Origin of the sequence: Aeromicrobium stalagmiti (genome assembly GCF_013283745.1) — a bacterium.
GTDB lineage: Bacteria > Actinomycetota > Actinomycetes > Propionibacteriales > Nocardioidaceae > Aeromicrobium > Aeromicrobium stalagmiti.
This window is the reverse complement of the sequence record NZ_JABSTZ010000002.1, coordinates 444,923-469,120: the sequence shown is the minus strand read 5'-3', so window position 1 is coordinate 469,120 and position 24,198 is coordinate 444,923. Positions and strand designations below refer to the sequence as shown.

Sequence of the window (24,198 nt, the reverse complement as noted above, 5' to 3'; positions counted from 1 at the left end):
TGTGCCTCCTATCCAGAAGATCGCCGGTCCCTTCCTGATGCCGAAGGTCATCAAGATCACCGCCAAGACCGCAACCATCACCAACGCCTTTGTCAACGGCCTCATCCCGGTCGTCAAGCCGACGAAGGAGCAGGTCGAGGAGGCGCTGCACATCTTGGGCATGCACGACGGGCCCGAGTGCGCATACTGCGGGGACCCGATGAGTGAGTGGGACCACTTGCGGCCACTGATCGTGGACAAGCAGCCCACCGGACACATCTCCGAGATTCACAACCTCGTCCCCAGCTGCGGCAAGTGCAATCAGTCGAAGGGCAACAAGGAGTGGCGAGCATGGATGTTCGGACCGGCCGCCAAGTCCCCCAAGAGCCGCGGCGTCGACGACATCGATGCCCGAGCTGCGCGGCTCGTTGAGTACGAAGCCTGGGTGCCGCCGACAGTTGTGCAGTTCGGAGAGCTCCTCGGGTCTGACGTCTGGGACAAGCACTGGCAACGCCACGCTCAGATCATTGCGTTGATGAAGGAAGCACAAGGTTTTGCGGACGTCATGCGAGAACGAATCGCCGAGACCTACCTTGCCGAGCTGAGCAAGGTCGATCCTCACCCAGGACAGATCGTGGCCAGGTCGGGCAACGGCGCGGCAGGCGCAGACCGTTTTGTCGTCACCACCCCAGTAGATGAGTCCGTGCCGCTGGCAAAGAGCCATGCAGTCCTGGCACTTGTGCGTGCCCTCAGTCACGCGGTGCCCTGCTCGACGATCCGCGCGGCATTGAGTCCTGCGACTTTCCGGCCTGTCGACGGCACGCTGTCGGGCGACGCCCTCTGGAATGCCTTCACGTCCGCACACGACATTGACCGATCCAAGCGGAGCAATTGGTTCATCAACTCTCCCATTCATCAAGATGGGAACACCTGGGTGCTGGCCAGCAATGTCTGGGGAAAGCGCGCAGAAGACAAGATGCGCAGGCTGACAGAGCTCGGACCGGGCTGGGTCTCCTTTCATCGACACGGCGACAGCGTGGTCGCCTAGATGGTCATGATCGCCAAGGAGGGCGGCACGTTCGTCCTCAGCCCCTCCGACATCACCAGCTCAGCGTCGTGCGAGCTCGCCTGGATGCGCCGTGTCGACGTCAAGCTCGGCCGCGCGACGGCCGTGGCCGCCGAGGAGGACGTCATGCTCCAGCGGACGTCTGAGCTGGGCCTCGCGCACGAGGCGCGCGAGCTCCAGAGGCTCATCGACACCTACGGCGACGGTGTCGTGCAGATGCCCGACCTCAAGCCGTATGACAAGGGCACTCTTGCCGAGGCTCATGACGCGACCATCGCGCATCTGCGGTCAGGCGCAGACGTCGTGTTTCAGGCAGCCTTCTTCGACGGCACCTTCGGAGGGTTGGCTGACTTCATCGTCAAGGACGAGCTTGACCGGTACGAGGTCCGTGACACCAAGCTCGCGCGGCGCGCCAAGGTCCCTGCTCTGCTGCAGATCGCGGCGTATGCGCACCAGCTTGATCTCGAGGAGGTCCCGCGGTCCCCCATCGGCAAGCTCGTGCTCGGAGACGGCTCCGTGTTCGAGCAGGACCTCACCGAGATCATCCCGGTCTACCTCGAGCGTCGCGCCAAGCTCGAGGCGATGCTCACCGAGCACGTCGCCGAGGACAGTCCTGTGCAGTGGAACGACCCCCGTTACTCCTTCTGCGGGTCGTGCGACGTCTGCGCGCCCGAGGTTGAGTCCCACCACGACCTGCTGCTGGTCGCCGGGATGCGCAAGACCCAGCGCACCAAGCTGCGTGCTGCCGGCATCGAGACCATCGAGCAGCTCGCGGCGTCGACCGGCCACGTCGACGCGTTCAACCCCAACATCCTCGAGGCGCTCCGCGAGCAGGCGACCCTCCAGATCGCACCGCCGGAGATGGTGGGCGGGCGAGAGGTGCCAGCGTCGACGGTCATCGGCAACGGGAAGGCGATCCGATCACTCCCGGTACCGTCCGAAGGCGACATCTTCTTCGACTTCGAGGGTGACCCGCTGTGGTCCGATGCAGCCGCTACCGACTGGGGTCTGGAATATCTCTTTGGCGTCATCGAGCCTGACGGCGACGGAGTCTTCAAGGCGTGGTGGGCGCACGATCGCAAGCAGGAGCGCGAGGCGCTCATCGGCTTCCTCGACTACGTGCAGGACCGCCGCGACGAGCACCCCGACATGCACGTCTACCACTACGCGCCGTACGAGGTGACCGCTCTCAAGAGGCTCGTCGGTCGTCATGGCACGCACGAGGACGTTCTCGACAGGCTGCTGCGAGGCGGCGTGTTCGTCGACCTCTACCAGACCGTCAGACAGGGCATCCGCGCCGGGACGAGGTCCTACAGCATCAAGAAGCTCGAGCCGCTCTACATGGGCGACGAGCTCCGCACCGGCCTCGACAATGCCGCTGACTCGATCGTCGAATACCAGAAGTACGTGGATGAGCTGCTCCTCGACGCTCCCGCTGCGGCAGTGACCCTGCAGGGCATTGAGGAATACAACCGGTATGACTGCGTGTCGACGTGGCGTCTCCGAGACTGGCTGCTGACCCTGGTGGACGACGACGGCACCTCCGCTGCGCCGGTCGCCCCATCCCCCGAGGACCCCGACGTCCCCGAGCTGACCACCGACTCCATCGACGAGATCTCTCCGATCATGGATGCGCTGATCGCGCACGCAGGAGATCCGGAGAACCGCTCGACGGACGAGCAGGCCGCCGCGATGGTCGCGGCGGCCGTCGGCTACCACCGGCGCGAGCACAAGCCGTTCTGGTGGGCGTTCTTCGACCGCCTCAAGAGTTGGCCGGGCGAGTGGCTCGAGCCCCGTGACTGCTTCCACGCCTCGCGCGTCGAGGTGGTCGATCAATGGGCGCAGGAAGGCAAGAGGGCGACCGCCCGCACGCTGCGCCTCGTCGGCCGGCTCGAACCTGCTTCCAACCTCACCTCCGGCACGACCGTCAAGGGCATCTACGACGACATTCCCGACGGACTCTTCCCGCCCGACGAGGGTGGTCGATGCGTCGGTGGCTACGCCACGATCGAGGAGGTCGAGACCACCGCTGACGGGCTCGACGTGCTGACCCTGCGGGAAAAGGTCGTGTCGGGCGTCGCGGCATGGGACGAGCTGCCCATGGGACTGTGCGTGGCATCGCCCATACCAACAGCTTCGATCGAGGCGACGCTGCTCCAGCTGGCGCGGGAAGCCGCTGACGGACTTCCCGAATGGCCACGCTCCCCCGGTCTCGACCTCCTGCGCCGCGTGCCTCCTCGACTCACCAGCGGGTCACTTGCGAGCGTCGACGTGGATCCTGAAGACGCGATCCATGACTCTGTGCTGGCACTCGACCGTTCCTATCTCGCCGTCCAGGGCCCACCCGGCACGGGCAAGACCTACGTCGGCTCACGCGTGATCAAGCACCTCGTCGACACCGGCTGGCGTGTCGGCGTGGTCGCCCAGTCCCACGCCGTCGTCGAGAACTTCCTCTCCGGTGCCGTCGACGCGGGTCTCTCCCCTGCGCTCATCGCCAAGCCGCGCAGCCCCAAGGACGCACCATGGTCGGACCTCAACGGGGACAAGCTGCAGGGGTTCATCGAACAGAGCACGTCGGGCTGCCTCGTCGGCGGGACGGCGTGGACGTTCTCGAGCCGCAAGACGGTCGGTCTCGAGCAGCTCGACCTCATCGTCGTGGACGAAGCAGGCCAGTTCTCACTGGCCAACACGCTCGCGGTCTCCACCGCCGCCCAGCGGATGCTCCTGCTCGGCGACCCACGGCAGCTCCCGCAGGTCAGCCAAGGCACGCACCCCGAGCCCGTCGACATGTCAGCCCTCGAGTGGATTGCCGACGGCCACGAGACGCTCCCGGCCGATCGCGGATACTTCCTCGACCGAACGTGGCGAATGCACTCCGCGCTCACCGCATCGGTGTCGCGGCTCTCGTATGCCGGCCGGCTGCTCTCAGCGGTCGAGGTGACCGACGCTCGCGAGCTCAGTGGCGTCGAGCCTGGCGTCCACGTCGTCACGGTGGACCACGTCGGCAACGACGTGCAGTCGATCGAGGAGGCCCAGACGGTGGTCTCCCTGGTGGCCGCGCTGCAGGCAGGGACGTGGCGCGCCTCGTCCCTCGACCAGTCTCGCAACATGACTCCCGCCGATGTGCTCGTCGTCGCGCCCTACAACGCTCAGGGAGCACTGCTTCGCCGCGAGCTGGACGCCGCCGGCTTCAGCGAGACCCGAGTCGGCACGGTCGACAAGTTCCAGGGCCAGGAAGCGCCGGTCGTCATCGTGTCGATGACCGCCTCCAGCGCTGAGGACGTGCCTCGCGGCATGGAGTTCCTGCTCAACCGCAACCGGTTGAATGTCGCGATCTCACGAGGTCAGTGGGCTGCGTATGTCGTGCGGTCAGCATCCTTGACTGACTACCTACCCGTGACACCGTTAGGGCTAGAGGAGATCGGGGGCCTCATAGGTTTGGTATCCCGTCAGATCGAACGATCTGACGCTCGTTGACCGACCGGCTTCACCGCGACTCTCGTCGATCAACAGGGTCAGTCCGGACGAAGGTCTGGTCATCCGCTGCCGATGCATCCAAGCAAACTGTTCCAGCATGGCGCCTGACGAATTGTCGGCGGCGATCATGGGAATGTCCCCACGGACATTGCCGGACATCTGTCCCTTGTTCACGGCAAGACCTAGTCAATTGTAGCGGCGTTCGTACTCGTGGGTCCCTGATGCCGACGCGGCGAGTCGACTGACCGACGTTCGGATGGCACCGCACCTGCCCGCGCAAAGGTCCCTCGAGAGTCGTTCAATTGATAGCGGCCGGTGGCCGAGTCTGCCCTGCAGAACTAAAAAGGGGTATCGCCCGCGTCACGGTGGCCCGATCGAGCCATCTTGTCGCAAATCGCTGTGCTCTGAGCCACACTCAACGATCATGGAAGTGACAATTCTCGGGAGGGACACATGGTCAACGAGCAAAGTATCGATTGCATTTGCCGCGGGGAGCAAAGGTCGTGACGGCGATCGACCCCGAATCGGCCTCGATCGCCACAGCAGGTACCTGCGGCTACCACCCCATTGTCGACGACGCCGTGCGCATCGCAGCGGACATACCCACTGCTCGCGTTCTGGTACTTGGCGCCCGTGTGCCTGACGTGTTCGAACATGCCGCCGAGGCTCGGCGCATCGCCTCACCGGATGTGAGGCTGGCACCCGGCGTGTACTGGTTTGACGAGGATTCGACCGACCTTCTGCTCGTGACCATGCCAGGGTCCCCTGTACCACCCGAGCGGGTGACGGCCCCTGCGGATGACGGAACGCCGCTGGCAAACGCCGCAGACTGGTTTCATCACTTATGGCCGACTGCCACGCAGATGCCAGCCCCGCTGTATCGACCGCAGGACCCGGTGATCATGGCTCAGACAGGTCAGGATGCGCACGTCCTTCGACGTGCCTTCCGCGCCAGCGGGTGGTTTTACACTGTCCGCGTCGACGGATCCGCGCGTGAGGTCGGACAGGACTCACTGCTCCCACCTCCCGTCGATGACGATCCGTCCGAGTGGGTCCAACGGGATGCGGCGAGCGCGGACCGTTTTGCGGCCACCCTCACACGCGCAAAGCTCGACAGCACATTCACTGACCTCGTCTTCTCCTACCGAGCCTCGCGCACGATCTTCAAGCCGTACCAGTTCAAACCGGTCATGAAGATGCTGTCGACGGGGTCCGATCGGCTCTTGATCGCCGACGAGGTCGGTCTAGGCAAGACGATCGAAGCTGGTTTGGTCTGGACCGAGCTCGAGGCTCGAAAATCGGCAGACACCGTGCTCATCGTTTGTCCGTCTGTGCTCGTGTCGAAGTGGCGGCGCGAGATGGACGAGCGGTTCGGCTTCGACCTGGTCGAACTCGACCGCGCCTCCCTCGACGAGATGCTCGAGCACCTGGAGGCCGGCCGGCCGAAACCACGCGGAGCGCACGTCGCTTCTCTGGAGAGCCTTCGCTCGTGGTCGGGACTCGAGAGAGCGAATGAACTCGGCATCCACTTCGACCTCGTCATAGTCGACGAGGCGCACGCTTTTCGAAACCTGGGGACGAAGAGCAACGCCCTCGGTGGACTGATCGCCGACTGGTCGGAGTCCCTTATACTCCTCTCGGCGACCCCGCTCAACCTGCGAAGCTCGGATCTCAGAAATCTGCTCGAGATCCTGACGCCTGGTGAGTTTGGAGATGCCGAGGCACTGCAAGAGGTGCTTGAACCGAACGCACCCCTCAACGCCATCGTTCGATCGTTGTTCGACGGCGTCTCGACCAACGCTGATCGGCGATCGATGCTCGACGCGGTGCTCCAAATGCGGATGGGATCGCTGCTCGCCGGGCGGCATGAATTCGTCGCGCTGCGCGAGTTGCTGAGCCAGGACGCACTCAACAACAGGGAGCGGGCTCGTGTACGCCGACTCGTCGCAGAGCTTCACGGCCTGTCGTCAGCGATCACCAGAACTCGGAAGGTCGAGGTTGGCGACAACGTCATCCGCGAGCCGCAATCCCTGAAGGTCCGTTGGTCGCCCGAGGAGCAGCACTTCTACGAGGAGTTCGTGATGTGGTGCAGGGAGCGCGCCCGTGCGAGCGGTACAGCCCTCAACTTCTCGATGCAGATGCCGCTGCGCCTCGTAGGCAGCTGCCTGCCAATGGCCACCCGGGATGTTCTCGACTGGGGCAAAAGACTCGCTTCCGACGAGTTCGACGATCTTTCCGCAACGACTGAGTCGCAGCTCATTCCACCCCACGAGGGGCTCGTCTCAGCGGCACGCGCTGTCGTCGGTCTGGACTCGAAGGTTGACCTCTTGCGTCCCGAGGTGTCTCGCCTCGCTCTCGAAGGGCGTCAAGCGCTTCTCTTCACCTTCTCCCGCAAGACGTTGGGGTACCTGCAGCGCCAGTTCGCCGGCGAGGCGCGGGTGGCGGTCTTGCACGGCGGTTTGAACAAGCGCGAGCGGCATGATGTCATGACGCGCTTTCGCGACGGCCAGTTCGATCTGGTCATCGCGACCAAGGTCGCCAGCGAAGGCCTCGACTTCGAGTTCTGCTCGGCAGTCATCAACTACGACCTGCCGTGGAACCCGATGGAGGTCGAGCAGCGGATCGGACGCATCGATCGCATCGGGCAGCGCGAGTCGAAGATCCACGTCATCAACTTGGTCACCGAGAGTGCCATCGAGGACGACATCATGAACCGTCTGCTCGGCCGGATCAAGGTCTTCGAGCAGTCGATCGGCGACCTTGAGCCGATCTTGCAGTCTCGCATCAGTGACCTCCAGCAAACACTTCTCAACTTCGAACTCACTCCCGAGGAACGACGAACGACCGCCGAGCAGAAGCTCGCGGCGATCGAAGAGGTTGAGATGACGCGCAGCGACGTGGAGAACGCCAGCCAGTACCTGCTCTCCAGCGATGGTGTCGACGTCGACGGGCTCGGGCAGGACCTCGAGTCAACCGGGCGATATGTCGGCCAGGACGAGCTCCGGCTACTCCTCCAGGACTGGGCTGAGACGCTTGGCGCCCCTGCTGAAGCAGTGACCACACCTGAGCCCCGCACCGTCCGCGTCGTGGGGAACGCCGAGATGGCTCGAAGTGTCCGCGGACTTGTCGCGCGCGGATACCGATCGCGACTCGAAGTCGAGGCGGTCGCCAGCGCACTGGCGGCTGAGTCACCGATCTATCTGTCGCTGGACCAAGAAGATTCGCGCACCGGATCAGTCGACCTACTGACCAGCAATCATCCGATGGTGCGGGCTGCCTTAATGGTTCCCGGACATCGCAACGTCCGATTCGCCCACCTTCAGGTCGACGCTCAGCCATCGGTCCCGGCTGGGACCTACCTCGTCGTGGTGGCGACTTCCCAGTGGCAGGGCATCCGGCCCGCGAACGAACTGTGGACCGCGGGTGTTGATCTCGAGTCATACCTCGGCGCGCCTCCTCACGTCGGAAACCTCGTCCTCGCCCGTCTCGCTGCTGCACGTCTGACTGATGGAGACGCCTCAGGAGCAGATCTCGGGTACGCCGTGGACGTGGCCAAGGAACAACTCCTGACGCGACTGGAGGAGTCGAGGATCGAGCGAGACCGCGACAATGACGCGCTGGCGTCGACCCGGCGAGCCAGCGTCGAGCAGGTTCGTGGTCGACGTCAACGACTGATCGAGTCTCGCATCGCCACGTTGCGTCACGAGAACAAGCCGGCGACCATCCCTCTCCACGAAGCGCAGCTGAAACGAGCCACGCTCGCCGCGCAGGCCGCGCTCCGCAAGATCGAAGAGGGTGCTGCCTCGGACATGTCCGTCGAGTACCTCGCTGTCTGTACCCTGGAGGTGAGGTCATGACGACCGCCGATGACGTCACGTTCGAGCGAAGCATCAACCAGGTTTACCTGGAGGCCCTGGAGCGAAAACTCGCGAAGGCACCAGCCATCGCGCAGTACGCGAGCACCCATTGGACCAAGGCTGGCGCTGCGAGGTCGCCCAAGATCGTCCGGCATCCTCTGGTCGGGCGAATCGGTCTTGTGTCCGCCGATGAAGATCTCGGATCTGCCTTCTACGTCGGCCCCCGGTTTATCGCGCTAGAGGCAGGAACCGTCTTGTCGTGGGACTCTCGATTCGCTCGCCAGTTCTTCGTAGACGACGAGACCACGAACGAGAACCTCGCGGTCCGGCGAACTCTCGTCTCACGTGGAGACGATGTCGTCGCTGTCAGCGACGAATGGCGCTGCACCGTCGACCCATCTCCCTTCCACACCGTCTCGACCCTGACCGTGCCTGCCGCACCGACCCGTCGGGTTCGGCCGACGGAGCGTCCATCGCCGCCAGTTGATTCAGCGACGCCTCCGCTCGAGACCGTCACTGCTCCCGCTCCAGCACGACAGACATGCATTGGACTCCCTCCGATGCGAGCCGCAGAGGCAGTCGCGCAGATCGTGTCGGCGCCGCGCACCCAGTCCTTGACATCGGTACTGGCAACGCTGCAACCCGATCAGTACCGCCTCGTCACCTGGGACCCGATCGACAACCTCGTGGTCCAAGGACATCCCGGTACGGGGAAGACAGTGGTCGCGATCCATCGCGCCGTCTTTCTGGTTGGCGAGGAACGTGGGGCCGATCGAGCCAGTCGAGTTCATTTCGTGGGGCCGACCGCTGGCCACGTCCGACACGTCACACCATTGCTGGACAGCTTCGGCGTCTTGGACCAGGTCGAGATCTCCGACATCTCCAGCCTCATGCTCCGCTTGGCCGGGAGCACGACGATGGCGCACGGCGCAGTTGACGGAGCCGACCTCGACGTGCGGTGGGAGGCGGGCGACTTCGCAGTCAGGGCAAAGAACCGACTAGTTCTCAGCCACAAGCCGGTCGACATCGAGTCGATCTACGAAGCGGCTCGTTCGATGTTTGCGGAAGTGCACGACGCGGAGTGGAAGCAGTGGTTGCGCGACCTGCCTCGTTTCGCGAACGCTCGGCGGAAGGCCAGGTTCGCCCCTTTCATGGCCTGGTGCGGGGTGCTCGCCAACCCGGTCGGACCCTGGAGCTGCGACCACATGGTGATCGACGAGGCTCAGGACGTGCGGCCGCTCGAGTGGCGCGTGCTGGACGCCATCAACACCGGCCAGTTGTGGACGCTCGTCGGCGACGTGAACCAGCGTCGCGTCGACCACACCCATCCGTCTTGGGAGAAACTGGGGAATGATCTCGCGCTGGACGACGGCGAAACCCCCCTGAAGCCCCAAGTGATGCGCCGCGGATATCGCTCAACCGAGCAGATCATGGTCTTCGCCAACAAGCTGCTTCCTCGGGAGCAGCGGGTGAGCAATTGTGTCCAGCAGGGGCCGCCTGTGAAGGCGGTTCGCCGGTCAGGCAGCGACACCAGTCTCGATCGAATCGTCATCGACACTCTCGAAGACCTCCTGCCGAGGCACCTCCTCGGGACGACGGCGATTATCACCACAACCCCAGGCAGCCTCACGCCGCTGCTGATCAAGGCGGGCTGGTCGTCGGCCGACGGCCCCCGAACTCAGTGGCGTCGAGGCTCGCAAACACTCAGTCTTCACGAGCCAACGTCCAGTCGCGGAATCGAGTTCGACGCAGTCATCGTGGTCGAACCCGCCAACTTTCCCGCCGGATTCGCCGGGCGCCACGGCCCGCTCTACACGAGCCTGACCCGCGCCAACCGCGAGCTGATCGTCGTCCACGAGAAGCCACTGCCGGATCCGCTGCGTCGTGCCAACCGTACGTGATCGCCGATGGTCCGCATGAGATTCACAGTGCCCAACCAGCCCATGCGCGCTGGCGACGACGATGGTCGCAGACTCATCTTCGGCCCAGACCACGCCAGCTTCACCTCATTGGACGACTTGCGCGTAGGCCTTGTCGCCGCAGCGGCCAACGGGGCTGACCTCCTGACCCGTGTGACCGCTCGAGTCAGGGACGGCCTTGTCGGGTTCCGGGATGAGACTGGCGACATCATCGAGCCGATCTGCAATGCGCTCGACGACGCAGCATCTGACCTGCGAAACAGATCACTTCAAATTGCAGATCAGGACGTCGATCGACCGTTCAGGGTTGTCCTCATGGGGCGGACGATGTCCGGCAAGAGCACGTTGTTCGAGTTCTTGTCTGGCGGAGACGGAGCGCGCATCGGCGTCGGCGGACAACGGACTACGCGAGAGAGTTGTTCGCGCGCCGTGCAGGGACTCGCCATCGATGTCGTCGACACCCCCGGCGTCGGTGCCATGGATGGCGAGGATGACTATGCGAGAGCATTCGAAGAGGTAGCGGGCGCGGATCTGATCTTGTGGGTGGCAACAGATCAGGCGACTCAGGAACAGACAGGCCGTGCACTCGAGCGACTCTCCGATTTGGGGAAGCCGATCCTGGTCGCCCTAAACTGCCTCGCTGACGTGAGCGACGAACTTGGCCTGGAGGACATGCTCTACGAGCCCGATCAAGTTTTTGGGGGCGACGCCACGGGTAACCTCGTACCAGTCCAACGGCACCTCGCGAGAGCTGGCGGTCAGTACATCTGCGCACTTCAGGTCCACGCTCAGGCGGCGCTCCTCTCGACGTCTGGACTGCTGGAACCCGACGTCGCCCATGTGCTTAGGTCGAACAGCCGGATCGACACCTTGCTGGAGTCGCTCCGCCACCAGCAAGAGCAGACGGCCGCCCAGCGTCGAGTCGTGAGTGCGTTTGACGCTCCGCGCATTGACCTCCTCGAGGCTGCAACCTCTTCGAACACCCAGGTGTCGGAGTTGCGGTCGGCCGCCGCGTCGTACCAAGGGACTCGGACGTCGCTGCGGAAGCGAGCTCATCGCCGAATTGACGACGCCTGCGACGAGATTCAGTCCGCTACGACCAACGCGATATCGAGACGTGAACGATGGATCGAGCAGGTCGACCCGGACCTGGGCTTGGACCAGATCAACAAAAAGTGGAATCACGAGCTGAAGGGCCTACGGAACGAGTTGGAGGACGCGATCAATGAGATCGGCCTCCGCCTGCGAGCAGATCTCAACATCATCGCATACGACGTCGCCGCGGACTGGGCTCACGTCGACAGCGACGGATTCGCCGGGCTCGGCGGACGAGGCGAGATCTGGGGCAATCGAGTGGTCAAGGTGGGCGGCCGGATGGCCGCCGGCGTCGGCGGGCTCGCTGCCGGCGCGAAGGTGGGGAGCCTCGTCGGTACTCTCTTCGGTCCGGGACCAGGAACCGCTATCGGCACCGGGGTCGGTGCGTTGATCGGTCTGACAGGCAGCCTTCTCGGCGTCGACCGGGCCATCGACTGGCTTGGTGACCAACTGTTCAGGAGTCCCTCCAAGGTTCGCGAGCGGCGACGAAAGAAGATCAGCAAGCAGTTGAGTCCCTTGCTCGTGCAGCTCAAGGCCGAAGTCGACAAGATCCGCACGAAGGTGCAGCAGGACTGGTTCGATGCGGTCGAGTCCGATCATGAGCGCCGGCTTGCACGAGAGGAAGCGCTTGATCTAGCGATCGGTTGTCTCGAGACCGCTACTCGGGAGTTGGAGTCTGCAGTCGCCAATCTGGACACCGAACTCTGTCGGGAACTCCTTCGCATGAACGGATTCACACGGGTCGCGTCAGCGGTCTCGCGCGCCGATCGGTGGCGTGGTGCGGGCATCGCCGTCGCACTCCCGGAAGCTGAATTCGCCGAAGTCGTTCTCTATCCCGCCACAGGCGGGGTTGAACGAATCGTGCCGACGCGCAGCACGGGCCGCCCAGAATCGAATGCGCTCCAGGTGCTCCGTTGCATGACGACCGCCCCGCTGACGGTCGAATCGATGAGCGAACGGCGACTAGTCGTCGATCTGAGCAAACCCGCACCCGGTGGCACGCGGGAAGCCTGGGTTGCGCTCGCCCAGATTCACTCGGGCGCGAATGTCACGATCCGTGAAAGACCCTTGGAAGGTGAGCCCGATGTCCACGATTCTCATCCATGAGTTGCCCGAGCATTCACAGGTGTTGCTTGCCCGTCTGAGACGCGTCCTCGAGTCCAGCGATGGGCCCATAGCCGCCTCACTCCTCAGTCGTGCGCACGCAGAGGACCGGGACACTCCACAGATGGTGCTGACCGGTCAGTTCAGCAGCGGCAAGTCAAAGCTGATCACCGCACTGACGGACAGGGCGGTGGAGCCTGCGAGCGACGCTGACATCGCCACCGACACGGTTACCTCATACCCGTGGGATGGCGCTGTCGTGCTGGTCGACACACCGGGCGTACAGTCTGGGTTGCGTTCGCACGACGACTTGGCCCTCAGCGCTATCGGGGACGCCGACTTCATTCTCTTCGTGATCCATGTAGGACTGTTTGACGACGCTTCCCGTGACTTCCTTCGTCATCTCGCAAACGATCTTCAGCTGTTTGGGCAAATGATCGTGGTCATCACCCAGGTGGGCAAGCAGGCAGCAGCACCGGGGATTCGTCAGCAAGCCGTGAAAGCAGCCTTGGGCACAACGACTTTCAACCTCCCCGTGGTTGAGGTGGACTCTGTCGACTATCTCCGCAGCCTTGAAGGCGGGCCACGAGCCGAGGCATTTCGGACGCGTTCGGGCATTGACGACCTCCGCGCGACGATCAACCAGATCAGCGAGGACCGTGGCGAGCTGGCACGACTGAGGCAACCGCTGCACCTGACCCGGCAGCTGTGTGACGAGGCGCAGGGGCTGTTCATCGCAGATGAACGAGCCCGTCTCGCGCTGTCCCTTCTCGCGAGTCAACGCTCAGCCGTCTCTGAGCGGCGGCTCATGATCGAGAAAACCTTCAGAACATCCGAGGCCGACTTCAAGTCGTCAAGTCTCGTGGATGTTAAGGCGTTCGTTGACCGGGCAACAAGCCTTCCTGAAGACTCCGACAATGCACAGCAGGTTCTTGCAGGCGCCGAGACACGCCTCGTGGAGGCGCTTGAACGACACGCTGACGCCTTTGGCCGTTCGATCGCACGACTTGCGGAGTCGCAGTTCGACAAACTCGATGAACAGCTCATCGAGATCGGTGACAGTAATCGAGCGACGCAGCTCGACAGACCAGTTGGCGACGTCAATCTCGCCGCTCCCGATTCATTCGGGACCGTTGACGGTCGGCCTCCCGGCGGCGGTCCGCGACCTTCCCTCGACTGGCGAAGTGCCAGCAAGCAGATCAAGAACAGCCGAGCGTGGTGGGGAGCCGGCGACGGGGTCCGCTCTGCGGCAGGATCGAATGGTCATCAGATCGTCCTGGACATCGGCCATCGCTTCGGAAAGAAGTTCAAGCCGTGGGAGGCCGTCAAGATCGCGGACAAGGTGGGCAAGGCTGCGAAGGTCGGCGGATTCGTCATCCAGATCGGCGGCGCAGGCTACGACGTGTGGAAGAACGAGCGTGACGCACACCGTGCTCAGATCGAGAGCGAGCGACAGCACAGCGCATTCGTCACGGAGATGATGGGCTACGCCGACCGGATCGCAGCAGATGCCAGAAATCAGCTCTGGTCCATCGTCGATCCGCCGCTCGACGCGTTCCTGGCGGAGGTCACATCGGCACAGGACCAGATCATCAGGTCCGAGGGTGTACGGAACGACGCAGTGGCCGAACTCGATGCCATCGCAGGCGAGGCCGATCGGCTCCTTGGATTGAGTTCTTGAACGTGGTCAAGAGGTCCAGTTTCGCTTCAACACCCACCTCATCAGAACCCCTGGTTTCACAACGAATTCTGACCTAGCGCCCACCAAATTCCACGGCGCATCACCGGCTATGCAGGCCGAGATCTCGTTTTCGACGAGTGCAAGATGAGCAGCGAACTGCTTCGTACGCCTCTTGCCTCCGAAAGTGCGCAGCCTTTCTGCGTCGAGGTGTGCGTCCGTCATGTTCGCCATGCGCCCCTTGAGAAACCTCATCGGGTCGGCAATCTCGACGGGGCTGACGAACGGGAGGGGCTCGCATCACCCTTCGATGTCGCCGAAGTACTCAAGAAGCCTCACGAGGAAGTCGTGTGCTCTACACGCTCCCGGTCGCGTGAACGGGTCACCGTGGGCGCGCGCGTCCCAAACGATCGTTAGTTCGCGGCCGAGGGCGCCGAGGATCTGCTTGTTGTCATCAAACGGGAACCGTAAGACCCTCGGTGATGGAGAACTATGCACCGAACGGCATCAGATAGTGCCTTCACATCCGCGATCAACCGCCCTCATGCACGCTTTTGTCCCTTCTTGCTCAATGACCTCTTGACCCCTAACGGCAGAAGGGTTTCGGCGGCCGAGAGCTCTTGGTACCGCCTGAAGAGGATCTCTTGCCGCGCTTCCTCGTCTGCACATAGCTCATGAGCACCGAATGCGACATCTACCAACTTGTCGAGATCGCGGTGAGCAGCCGCGAGATCCGCAGGCAGCTTCTGCGGGTTGTACAGCTCGGCGAGCGTCCGACCGGGATGCCTGCCACGAACCTCGACGATCCGCTCGCCCTCCTTGCAGATGGCCACGCGCTCTGGAGCGAGCAGCGGCGGGAGCGGCAACGTGTGCCAAACGATGCTACTTGAAAACGACGGGCGAGACTCCAGACGGCCGCCCACCGTCTTCTGCCACGTGATGAACATCGAGGACGACACGATGGCGAATAGGAACCCATCAGGATCTGGCGCGGTGAACAACTTGATGGAGGCAATGGTGCGCGAATCCAGCCGCGCGGCCGTGGCAAATGGCCGGTTCTCGCTAAAGGTTTGCGGCATACCCAAGTAGTGGCCGGGAGGCTGGCGACGCTCGCCGAAAAGGTGCGGTGTCGCCGCCAGGGCATTCGTCGCGGCGCGGCCGCTTTCAGCTCTCTTTTTCCGGACAGCCTTGACGCGGTCCTTCAGTACCGGGCTACTCAGAATGTCATCTGGGTTGAATCCAGGTGTATCCATCCATAGGCACCAGCGCTCGAGGTCATGGATTAGTTCCTTGCCCCCAACATACTTCCGGAGGTACTTGGCTGCCACGGCGTCGGCCCTCACTGCGTCGACTTGGGAACCGTCGACGCAGAGATAGTTCCAATCGATGGGTGTCGAGCCCGCGTTGATCTCAGGTAGATCAGGTGACAAGCCGATTGAGCGGGGCACAACAAGGATGTCGTCGGCATCGACAAGGTAAGGGTTAATATTGCGCGCAGGGTGCTCCCTAGGTGCACCTTTGGGAGAGTCGTAAAGGAATAGCCGTGGTTTTGTTACGGCCCGCGAGAACCCAATGATCACGCATTGCACGGTGGCTTGACCTGACGCCTCGGATGACCACTGGAAAGTCCGATGCGCAAACTTGACCCGCCACCCCGCCAGATGCAGGGCACCGAAAAGGATGGGGACCGCTTCGCCTTGGACGACGGAGTTCGTCGACACGAACGCCCACTTTCCATCTACGCCCGTGAAGTACTCGCTAGCCTTCGCGTACCAGGCCGTCACATAATCCAAGTGGCCGATGTTGGTCCGCTTCCACACGGCCCTGAGTTCATCGCCCTGCTCGGGCGTTCGTTCCTTGTGCCCCAGGAAGGGTGGGTTCCCAGCGACAACTACGTCCTGCGACGGCGGCAGGATGCTCGGCCAGTCCGCCTGGAGTGCGCTACCAACAACGATCCGGGCAGATTTTTGAATCGGTAGGCGCTCGGGCGCCATCCCGAATCGCTCCTTCATCTTGAGGTCGCTTTGCCGGTCGATAAGGAACATTGCGGTCTCTGCGATCCGCGCAGGCCACTCGTCAATCTCGATCCCGAAGAAGTGGTCGAGGCTAACTTTCAGCAGGTGCGTCCAGTCGGCGGGCAGGGCAACCGTCTCTTCGCCGTCGGTGAGTGTTGCCAGAGCGTCCATGAGACGAAGCTCGAGGCCACGCAACTCGCGGTAGGCGACGATGATGAAGTTCCCGCAGCCACACGCTGGGTCCATGAATCGGATCTCACCGAGCCGCTTCCAAAGGTCGTGAAGCTTCTGGCGCTTCCCCTTCTGGAGTGTGAGGATGTGCTCGAACTCTGCCCAAAGCTCGTCCAAGAACAGCGGATTTAGCGTCTTGAGGATGTTCTCCTCGGACGTGTAGTGCTCTCCGAGCTCTCGTCGAGTCTGCGCGTCACGGACGGACTGGAACATCGATCCGAAGATGGCCGGGCTGATTGTCGACCAGTCCACAGCTGATGCGGCGAGGATCGCGTCGCGGAAGTCATTGTCGAGCTGAGGCAGGATGATGTGTTCGTCGAAGATCCCGCCGTTGACATACGGGAAGGCCGCTAGCTCGGCCGGCAGCCCGCTCCGACCATCCGGAGCAGTGTCGAGCACCTCAAACAGTGCGTTGAAACGGTCGGCGATGTCTGATCCGTCCCGCTCGGTGTGGTCCTTGACGAAGTCTTGGAACAGGTTTGGTATCGGCTCGGCCTTGGCGTCCTTCCACATCTCGGTGTCGTCTCCGAAGAGCAGGAATAGGACACGGGCCAGGCTGACCGAGATTTCATGGTCGCGCTTCTTAGGGTCCGACCCTGAAGAATATCCCTTCTCAACCGCGGCGTACATCTGCGCCATGAGCTTGGATGCACGCTTTGTCTCGTTCTTTGTCTCGACATCAAATGCGCCACGAACTCGCGAGAGCAAGTCGTTGACATCGAGCACGGCGTCGCTCGGCAGGCGAATCGCATCGAGTTTCAACTCGAATTGAAGGTCGGGAGTCCCGACCTTGTGTACATGCCGCGCAGGCCGAGAGATAACTCCCGCCCCCTTTGCGGTGCGCGACGGCCAACGCCACACCTGCTTGTCGCCATCGTGGAAGATCACCAGTCGATTGGTGGAGTTCTTCGCGATGGCCTGGTCGAGCTTGGCTTCCCCCGCGGAGCCGGGCAGGGCAGGGACTTCCCAGACCCGCACCCCTTTAAACGAAGAGACGTTGGTCGCCTTGACCTTGGAACCATCATCGAGTTCGATTTCGATGGGTGCCTGATCTGGACTGTGCCAGGAAAGGTCGACACGGAAGAGCTTGCTGAAGTCTCCCTTGTCGGCTTCAGCGATGATGTCGGCGGTCATCGCGGGGTCACCCCAATCGAGCACACGATCTTGATCTCGTCCTTCTCGGTTGAACCGATCACGAGGCGCTCCTCATCATGGAGCTGCTTCACCATGTCGGCCAAATCTTGGTCGGAATACTTGCTGCGTCGTGCCTGCCGGAGGCGGATGTTGGTGTGCTCGGTGAGGGGCCGGTCCATCATGGCCTCCAGCGCCGCGCTCGCCTCAGCTCCGTAGATGGTTCCTCCCAACCGCTCGACTGCCCACTTGCGGACGCCGCGAAGGTTTCCGATGGCCACCATCTCGTTGCTGAGTTTGCCTCTGATCAGATCCGACTCACGACCGAAGTGGTCGGGACGCAGGGCTGCAGTCAGAGTGGTCTCCTGAGCACGGAAGATTTGGAGTGCTTCGAGTGGGGTCAGCAACCGATCGATCGTGTCGCCGCCATCAGGGGCGTCGAACGAAGCAGCGAAGGCGTCGACGCCCGACGTGGTGCTGGCGAAAGTCGTGACTCCGGTCTTCGTTTCGTGGTCGTACGGGGCGCGAGTACTGTGAACGAGGTCCTGCATCTTGAGGATCTTTCCTGCCAGGTCTGGCTTGTCGTCCTTCACGCGGGACCAGACCAGCCAGGCCTCGCTGACGGCATCGGCCTCGCCCTCGTCCTGATCGAGGTCATCCTCCGACGGGACGGCCCCCTTGTAGAGGTCATCCAGCATGTTCACTTCCTTGGCATCCCCGAAGAAGCGCTCATCGGAGCCGAACGCGGCGGCGTTGTCACCGAGACGCCGCCTGATCCGTTGGCGAAGCTGGATCGCCTGCTCGACCTTCTCGTGGGTGATGAGGTAAATGAAGACCGAGTCTGACTTCTGGCCCACGCGGTCGACACGTCCAGCACGCTGGATGATGCGGATGATGGCCCAGGGAAGGTCGTAGTTCACGACGATGTGGGAGTCCTGGAGATTCTGTCCCTCGGACAGCACGTCCGTCGCGATGAGAACGTCAATCGGGTCGGCGACCTCCTCAGGATCGTCTTCCTCGCCGGGCAGCCGATTGCTGTTCGGCGAGAACCTTCGAGCAATTGCGGCAGGGTCGTCGGAATCCCCAGAGGCAAGTCCGACGTTCGGGATGCCGGCGTCCTTGAGTGCCTGAGCGACATATGCGGCAGTGTCGGCGTACTCGGTGAAGACCAGGACCTTGTCACCGGCATGCTGGTCGCGGAGAAGGTCGACCAGCGCGTTGACCTTCGAGTCCTTGGCTGCGTCCCACGTGCCGAAGCTGTCAAGCAATTCGGTGAGGATCCGGTTGTCACGCTGCAGATCCTTCTTCAGCGTCGTCTTGAACACCTTCGTTCCCAGCCATTTCGTCGAGGACGGCAGGCGGCGCTTGAGCTCGCGATACTGCGACTCCGAACTGCCGTACATGTCCTCGTCCTCCTCGAGGTCGTCGTCGGACACCACGAACTGGTGGTCGCTGAAGCTTCCGAGCGGCACGTCGAGATCGTTCTCGATCGCAAAGATGAAGAGCTCGTTCCGTGCGCGCTGTCTCTGCAAGCTGAGGATAAACGAGTGGCCGGAAGACGACAGTCGCTTGAAGAGGCCGATCCGGACGAACCCACTGACATTGCCGCGGCCTGATCGGATGTCAGCCAAGATCTTGGCGTCGTTGTCCGAGTGAACTGCCTTGGGGTCGTCGTAGTCGGCGAGGCGATAGCGAGGCAGGGTGAGGTCACGGACCGCGTCAAGGGTGTCCTCTTCCTCCATCAGCCTGGCCGGGTCGTCATTGGCGAAGTCGTGGCTCAACGGGCGAGGCACCCGGGTCGGGAAGTGGAAGCGCTGACCGTTGGCGAACTGAAGATACTCGCGCTCCTCAGTCTTGCCATTCGGGAGCGTAACGGTCTCCTTCTTGGCGGTGCGCTTGATGAATGAGCGGGTACGCCGAACGAGGTGATCGCTCATTAGGCGCTTCCAATCCTCAGGCTCTTCGGATCGGCGGAACGCGGCCAACGTCGTGATCTTGCCGTCGACCTTGTCGACGAGAGTGGGGTCTTTGGCCATAGCAGCAGTGGGCTGGATGCCGAGATCCTCGTCATCGTCGATGTAGAGGCCAATCTGGTTCGCCACGTCCGCGAAGGCGAGGTTGTACGGAGTCGCGGTGAGCAGGAGGACCTTCGAGCCGTTGCGACGGACATAGTCCTGGATCGCTTCAGAGGCCTTCGTGCTGTTGTTGCGGAGGTTGTGTGACTCATCGCAGATGACGAGGTGGAACCGCTTGAGCTCCGGCAGCTTCTTGTCAGCCATCGAGTACGGCACGACACGGGCGCCACCGAGGCCATACCTCTCCAGGTGCTCCTCCCACATGTGGACCAAGTTTTTCGGGCACAGGACCAGGGTCGTGTAGTCCTCCGCGGCTTCGAGCATGAGCGCCGTTGCGACGGCGGTCAGGGTCTTGCCGAGGCCGACGACATCGCCCAGCATCGTGCCGCCGCGCCTGACGATCCGTCGAGCCAGCGTGCGCACAGCAGTCTCTTGGTAGTCAAGGAGGAGGTTCTGCATTGATGGCGGCAGGACGTAGCCCATCCCTTCACGGGCGTCTTCCGACAAGCTGTAGCAGACCTTGAGGTAGACCTCGTATGGCGTCGGCTGAAAGTCAGATGCCCAAGACTCTTCGATCAGTTCGATGATCTCTGCTGTGATTTTGAGGGAAAAGTGGTCATCCCATCGGTCCGCGAACCAGTCTGCGAGCTTCTTCGAGGCGTCGTCGTCCTTGACGTCGATGTTCAGTTCCAGGTTCCCGAAGAGCCCCGCATTCGTGAGATTAGAAGAGCCGACGTACGCGCGCCGCTCGGCCATCTCATTGCCGGGCGCGTGGAAGATGTAAGTCTTGCCGTGCAACGGTGCACTCGTGAAGACCTTCATCTCCATAGCCCCTGACTCAAGATGGCTCTTGAGCTGTTGAAGCGTGCGCTGCTCGGTGTCTGACGGCAACCCACGCATGAGCTGGGTCCGCAGGTGCTTGACCAACTGCTCCTTAGCTGCGAGAGCCTTGCCCATGTCGTTCATGTCGGAACCGTAAGGCGGTGGCTGAACCGCGTCCTGCAGCGCCGACAGCATGAGTGCAGAGTCAGCGGGCATAACCATGCCAACCAATACGCGTGCGATGGAGGGGCCACCGGGCTGACGATTCTCGAGCTTACCGTCGACGATGTCAGCGAAACTCGCCCATCCGCGCAGGTCTATGTATCCGGTCGCCACATCGCAGGTGTCGAAATTGGACAGCGCGGATTGGAGGGCAGGACCAATCGCGGACTCTGTCTGCAGGTTGTCGAAGATGTCGGGCACTAGGCTTCGCCCCTCTCATCGAGATCAATCATTTCGGGCTGCACTCCGGTGAAACTTGCACGGACGTCCTTGAGCGATCGACCGTCGTCTAACCGCCAGTATCGCCAACCGTCAACCGTCGGACGGCCCGTGGCGTGTTTCGCCGCGCCAGACGGCGTCTTGAAACTCTCGCCGTCCAACTCGAGCCCACCGTCGCGGGCTACGGTCGCAAGTCCCTTGTACTCGCCGTACCCGGGTCGAAGTACCGCACCAATGCTGATCAAGCCTGACTCAACTAGGTCTTTGACTTTGACCCAGTCGTTCGATTTCGACTTCGGGTCTACTACCTCGCCCGTGTGTCCAGCTGGCACCGGCCAAATCTTCAAGATCGCTTCGATCAACTCAGTAGTTCGCGCGTCAATGAGGGTCTCGTCCCAGTCTCGATCTTCGGTTCGCTCGACAAGCAGACCAGTGAGCTTGATCGTATTGTGCTTCAGCAGCGCCTTGCGCTTCTTCGACCAGTTCGAGTTCGACACCGTCGAATTGAGCTTGGCCGTCAAGAGCGTGAGGTTCCCGAGCCGGTGAACTCGCGAGCGCCGTAGTTCAACGGCCTCGTCGCCAGCCACAGCCCAATGTGCCTCCCACGACTGCGGAAGAATGTGCTCAATCGGGTAGCCCTTGCGCTCGAGCTGGGACTCCTTCATCTTCCTCCGATAGGAGTCTTCAACGGCTTCCAGCACGATCCGCAAGCGAGCACGCAGATAGGCGTTGTAGGCGCTGGTCTCCTCGAGATTGCGACGCAGTTCATGGTCGCCCGGCCAGTACGTACTGGTGACGTTGAGGCGCGACAGGTGAGCAACTACACGATCCGCAACTTCCGGCGCCGGCACGTGGTCGTAAGCCTTGATCATGGACTCGATGGTCCGACCCATCTCCCCGCCAAGGGCCTGTCGCATCAGGACACGCCGAATCAGCCAGCTCTCGGCGGCAGTGACGATCTGGCCAATTTCGCCGGCATCTAGATTGCGACCCGGCTGGTGCAACCAGATCAGCAGTGGCATGAGGACCTGTGACTGCGCTGCCGTCATTCGATACACAGCCATTTCCACGACACCCAGCTGGCGAGCCGAGTCCTTCGCCGCCTTCACCCATTGTTCGTAGCTGTCGGCTTCCTCTTTAATCAGCGGCAACAGATCAGCCATCGGCAGGTTCGACTCGTGTTCGACGTAGTGCTTGAACCGGGTGAATGTTGACGAAGGGCTGATCTCGTCACCTGTCCGCGAGACGAGCCATTGGTTCAGGAACAGGGAACTGCGGCCGATGTACTGCTTACCAACGCCGACCTGTTCCTCCCAGAACGTCGACTCGAAGGGCCAGTCCTTCTCATACGCCTTCGCGGTGTCGCCGCCCTCACTGTCGAGCCGCTGAAACACGAAGTTCCGGATTAGATCGGCAGCGGTCAGCGGGGTCCCGCGCGCATTCAGCGTCTCGAAGATCTCCTGCGAGTTCTCCTGAGCGGTGAGGTCGATGGCCACGAGCTGTAGGCCCTGCGTGAGCACCCAGACAAGCGCGGTGGCCCTGGACTTGAAGAGGTCCTCCTCAGGGCTTCCGAGCCATTCACGTGATGCCCCGCTGAAGAACCGGTGGGCCCTGACGATGCGGGTGCCGTGATGCTGGAGCGCGTCGTATGCGACCGGGATATCGGCGGACATCACTTCGTCATAGGCCCCCTGATCTCGGTTGCTGTGGCGGATCTTGAGTCGTTCATCGCCGGGAGGAATATCAAGTTCGCTGTTATGCGTGTAGCGCTCCAATTGCGACGCAAGTCGGTCTTGACCTGACTCGTCGAGGGTTGCGCTGGCGGCATCCATCAAGATCTGGAGCGTGGTCAGACGCTGCTGGCCGTCGATCACGTTGCGGGCCTGGACCACGTGGACAGCGCCCTCCTGCGCTTGGAGCACCACGGCACCGAGAAAGTGGTGCGCATCGCGATGGGGCTCAGCGATCCGCAGTTCTGCAATTCGCCGCACGTCAGCCCAGAGCGGATACCACTGTTCCTCTTCTTCCCAGACGTACGGGCGCTGGAACAGCGGCACCACGAAGTGCTGCGGAAGATTGAAGATCTGCATGGGTGTCACGACGTCGGTCTTCACAGGTGTCATCTTGCCCTCTCCGGGCGACAGATCGTCTTATTGTCTGCGCTCATCTGTGTTTCATCGGGACTTCCGCATGTAAACGCTGCTGCAGAATCGAGTGACACCCTGACCTGTCACTCAATCGTGCAGCATCCTCCATCACCGGCTCCACAGTCGAAGTTCGGCGTACTCAACGCGCGGAGGGCCAAAAGGCGATCTGGGCCATGGCCATGAGCCTCAGTGGGGGGGTGTGCTGCCGAAGATGCCCAAGGCGCTCGATCCACCGATGGGATGCAGGTTCTGCGACAGGCACTTGCCGCAGGCTCCTGACTGACGTTGGGCGTGGAACTTGAGTCAACGCCTAATGGCCTTCCAGACGGCGGCCGAGTGCGGCGAGCGAGGGCATCTGCGACTTCATCGCAGGCAGCGCGATCTGCTTGCCATCAAGCTTCGCGTACGTCGTTCCGACAACGGCGGAGTCGACGCGGACCCGATAGTTTCGATCCACACGAAGAAGGCCCAAGTCGAACAGCGTGTGCAGATCGGTACGAAGCAGCAAACCGTTCGACACGAGGTTGCTCTTGGGTCCGCTGTAGGGGTCAATGTGGGCCGCATCCAATACCGCCTCGCACGACTCCCCGCTAATAGCACACTTGCCGTCGTAAGCCTCAAGCAGGGCTTGACGAAACACTCCCTGGCCCTGACGAGCCACAACTTCACGCAGCACCCGCCGGCGTTCGTCGCTCCGCACGTCGACTTCAACTTTTGCGGTGGCGGCCCCCTTCAGTCGCCGGCGCAGCACGGCTATCGTTCGACTGTTCGCCCTTGCCGTGGTCTGCACTCTCGTCCACAGGTCGCCGCGCGCAATAGGATCGGACTCCAATCCTAGGGTCATCTCCCTGTCCCAGACAAGATCGACGAACCACCCATCGAGAGTCTTGTAAACCCTCTGCGCTTCTCCAAGGGCGACGACCTGCTGCGCGTCGACCGAGTAGATCCACACGCGATCCAAGGGCTGCATCACCTTGAACGACGACCCGAGCACGAACGAATCGACCCGATCGGGCCGAGAGCTCGCGATCTCACGCCACAAGTTCTCTGGAGTGATCGGTTGTTCGGCACCGTCGTTGCCGATCAGATGATAGTTAGACCGCGAGTTGATGGGATAGATGAAGTCAATGACCACGATTCAACCTTGCCTCGATGCGGCGC

10 protein-coding genes are annotated in these 24,198 nt (G+C 62.4%); 6 read left to right on the top strand and 4 right to left on the bottom strand.

All coding sequences use genetic code 11. The features are described from left to right. Position 1: 1 nt before the first annotated feature. The 6 genes from HQK15_RS11215 to HQK15_RS11190 all read left to right on the top strand — a co-directional run bounded on the left by HQK15_RS11215 (position 2) and on the right by HQK15_RS11190 (position 14,178). Entirely contained in the window at positions 2-1,027 is a 1,026-nt protein-coding gene (locus HQK15_RS11215) for an HNH endonuclease signature motif containing protein (protein ID WP_217361594.1), read from the top strand. A 6-nt stretch (positions 1,028-1,033) separates the two neighbouring features. Then, the gene (locus HQK15_RS11210) at positions 1,034-4,522 is read left to right on the top strand and encodes a TM0106 family RecB-like putative nuclease (RefSeq protein WP_173491544.1); all 3,489 of its coding nucleotides are present in this window, start codon (positions 1,034-1,036) and stop codon (positions 4,520-4,522) included. Positions 4,523-5,025: 503 nt separating this feature from the next. Continuing rightward, entirely contained in the window at positions 5,026-8,379 is a 3,354-nt protein-coding gene (locus HQK15_RS11205) for a DEAD/DEAH box helicase (protein ID WP_173491543.1), read from the top strand. Further along, positions 8,376-10,280 (top strand): AAA family ATPase, encoded by a 1,905-nt coding sequence (locus HQK15_RS11200; protein WP_173491542.1) that lies wholly within the window; start codon positions 8,376-8,378, stop codon positions 10,278-10,280. Before HQK15_RS11205 ends, HQK15_RS11200 begins: the two co-directional genes overlap by 4 nt. A 27-nt stretch (positions 10,281-10,307) precedes the next feature. Then, positions 10,308-12,500, top strand: a complete 2,193-nt coding sequence (locus HQK15_RS11195) for a GTPase (RefSeq protein WP_173491541.1) — start codon at positions 10,308-10,310, stop codon at positions 12,498-12,500. Positions 12,501-12,621: 121 nt separating this feature from the next. Beyond that, complete coding sequence (locus HQK15_RS11190) at positions 12,622-14,178, top strand: GTPase (RefSeq protein ID WP_173491540.1); 1,557 nt, start codon at positions 12,622-12,624, stop codon at positions 14,176-14,178. 539 nt (positions 14,179-14,717) lie between these two features. Here the strand turns inward: HQK15_RS11190 and HQK15_RS11185 are convergent. From HQK15_RS11185 to HQK15_RS19115, 4 genes are all read right to left on the bottom strand, one after another. Beyond that, complete coding sequence (locus HQK15_RS11185; RefSeq protein ID WP_173491539.1) at positions 14,718-17,555, bottom strand: class I SAM-dependent DNA methyltransferase; 2,838 nt, start codon at positions 17,553-17,555, stop codon at positions 14,718-14,720. Further along, positions 17,552-20,872, bottom strand: a complete 3,321-nt coding sequence (locus tag HQK15_RS11180; RefSeq protein WP_173491538.1) for an SNF2-related protein — start codon at positions 20,870-20,872, stop codon at positions 17,552-17,554. The genes HQK15_RS11185 and HQK15_RS11180 overlap by 4 nt, the downstream gene beginning before the upstream one ends. Further along, positions 20,872-23,004: a GmrSD restriction endonuclease domain-containing protein gene (locus tag HQK15_RS11175; RefSeq protein ID WP_217361593.1), complete on the bottom strand. Its 2,133-nt coding sequence runs from the start codon at positions 23,002-23,004 to the stop codon at positions 20,872-20,874. The genes HQK15_RS11180 and HQK15_RS11175 overlap by 1 nt, the downstream gene beginning before the upstream one ends. A 343-nt stretch (positions 23,005-23,347) precedes the next feature. Beyond that, positions 23,348-24,172, bottom strand: coding sequence for an HNH endonuclease (locus HQK15_RS19115; RefSeq protein ID WP_173491536.1), 825 nt, complete (start codon positions 24,170-24,172; stop codon positions 23,348-23,350). Positions 24,173-24,198: the final 26 nt, after the last annotated feature.

Coding starts and splice junctions, on each gene's coding strand:
- HQK15_RS11190 (WP_173491540.1), top strand. CDS start 12,622: ATGGTGCTGACCGGTCAGTTCAGCAGCGGCAAGTCAAAGCTGATCACC.
- HQK15_RS11200 (WP_173491542.1), top strand. CDS start 8,376: ATGACGACCGCCGATGACGTCACGTTCGAGCGAAGCATCAACCAGGTT.
- HQK15_RS11210 (WP_173491544.1), top strand. CDS start 1,034: ATGATCGCCAAGGAGGGCGGCACGTTCGTCCTCAGCCCCTCCGACATC.
- HQK15_RS11185 (WP_173491539.1), bottom strand. CDS start 17,555: ATGACCGCCGACATCATCGCTGAAGCCGACAAGGGAGACTTCAGCAAG.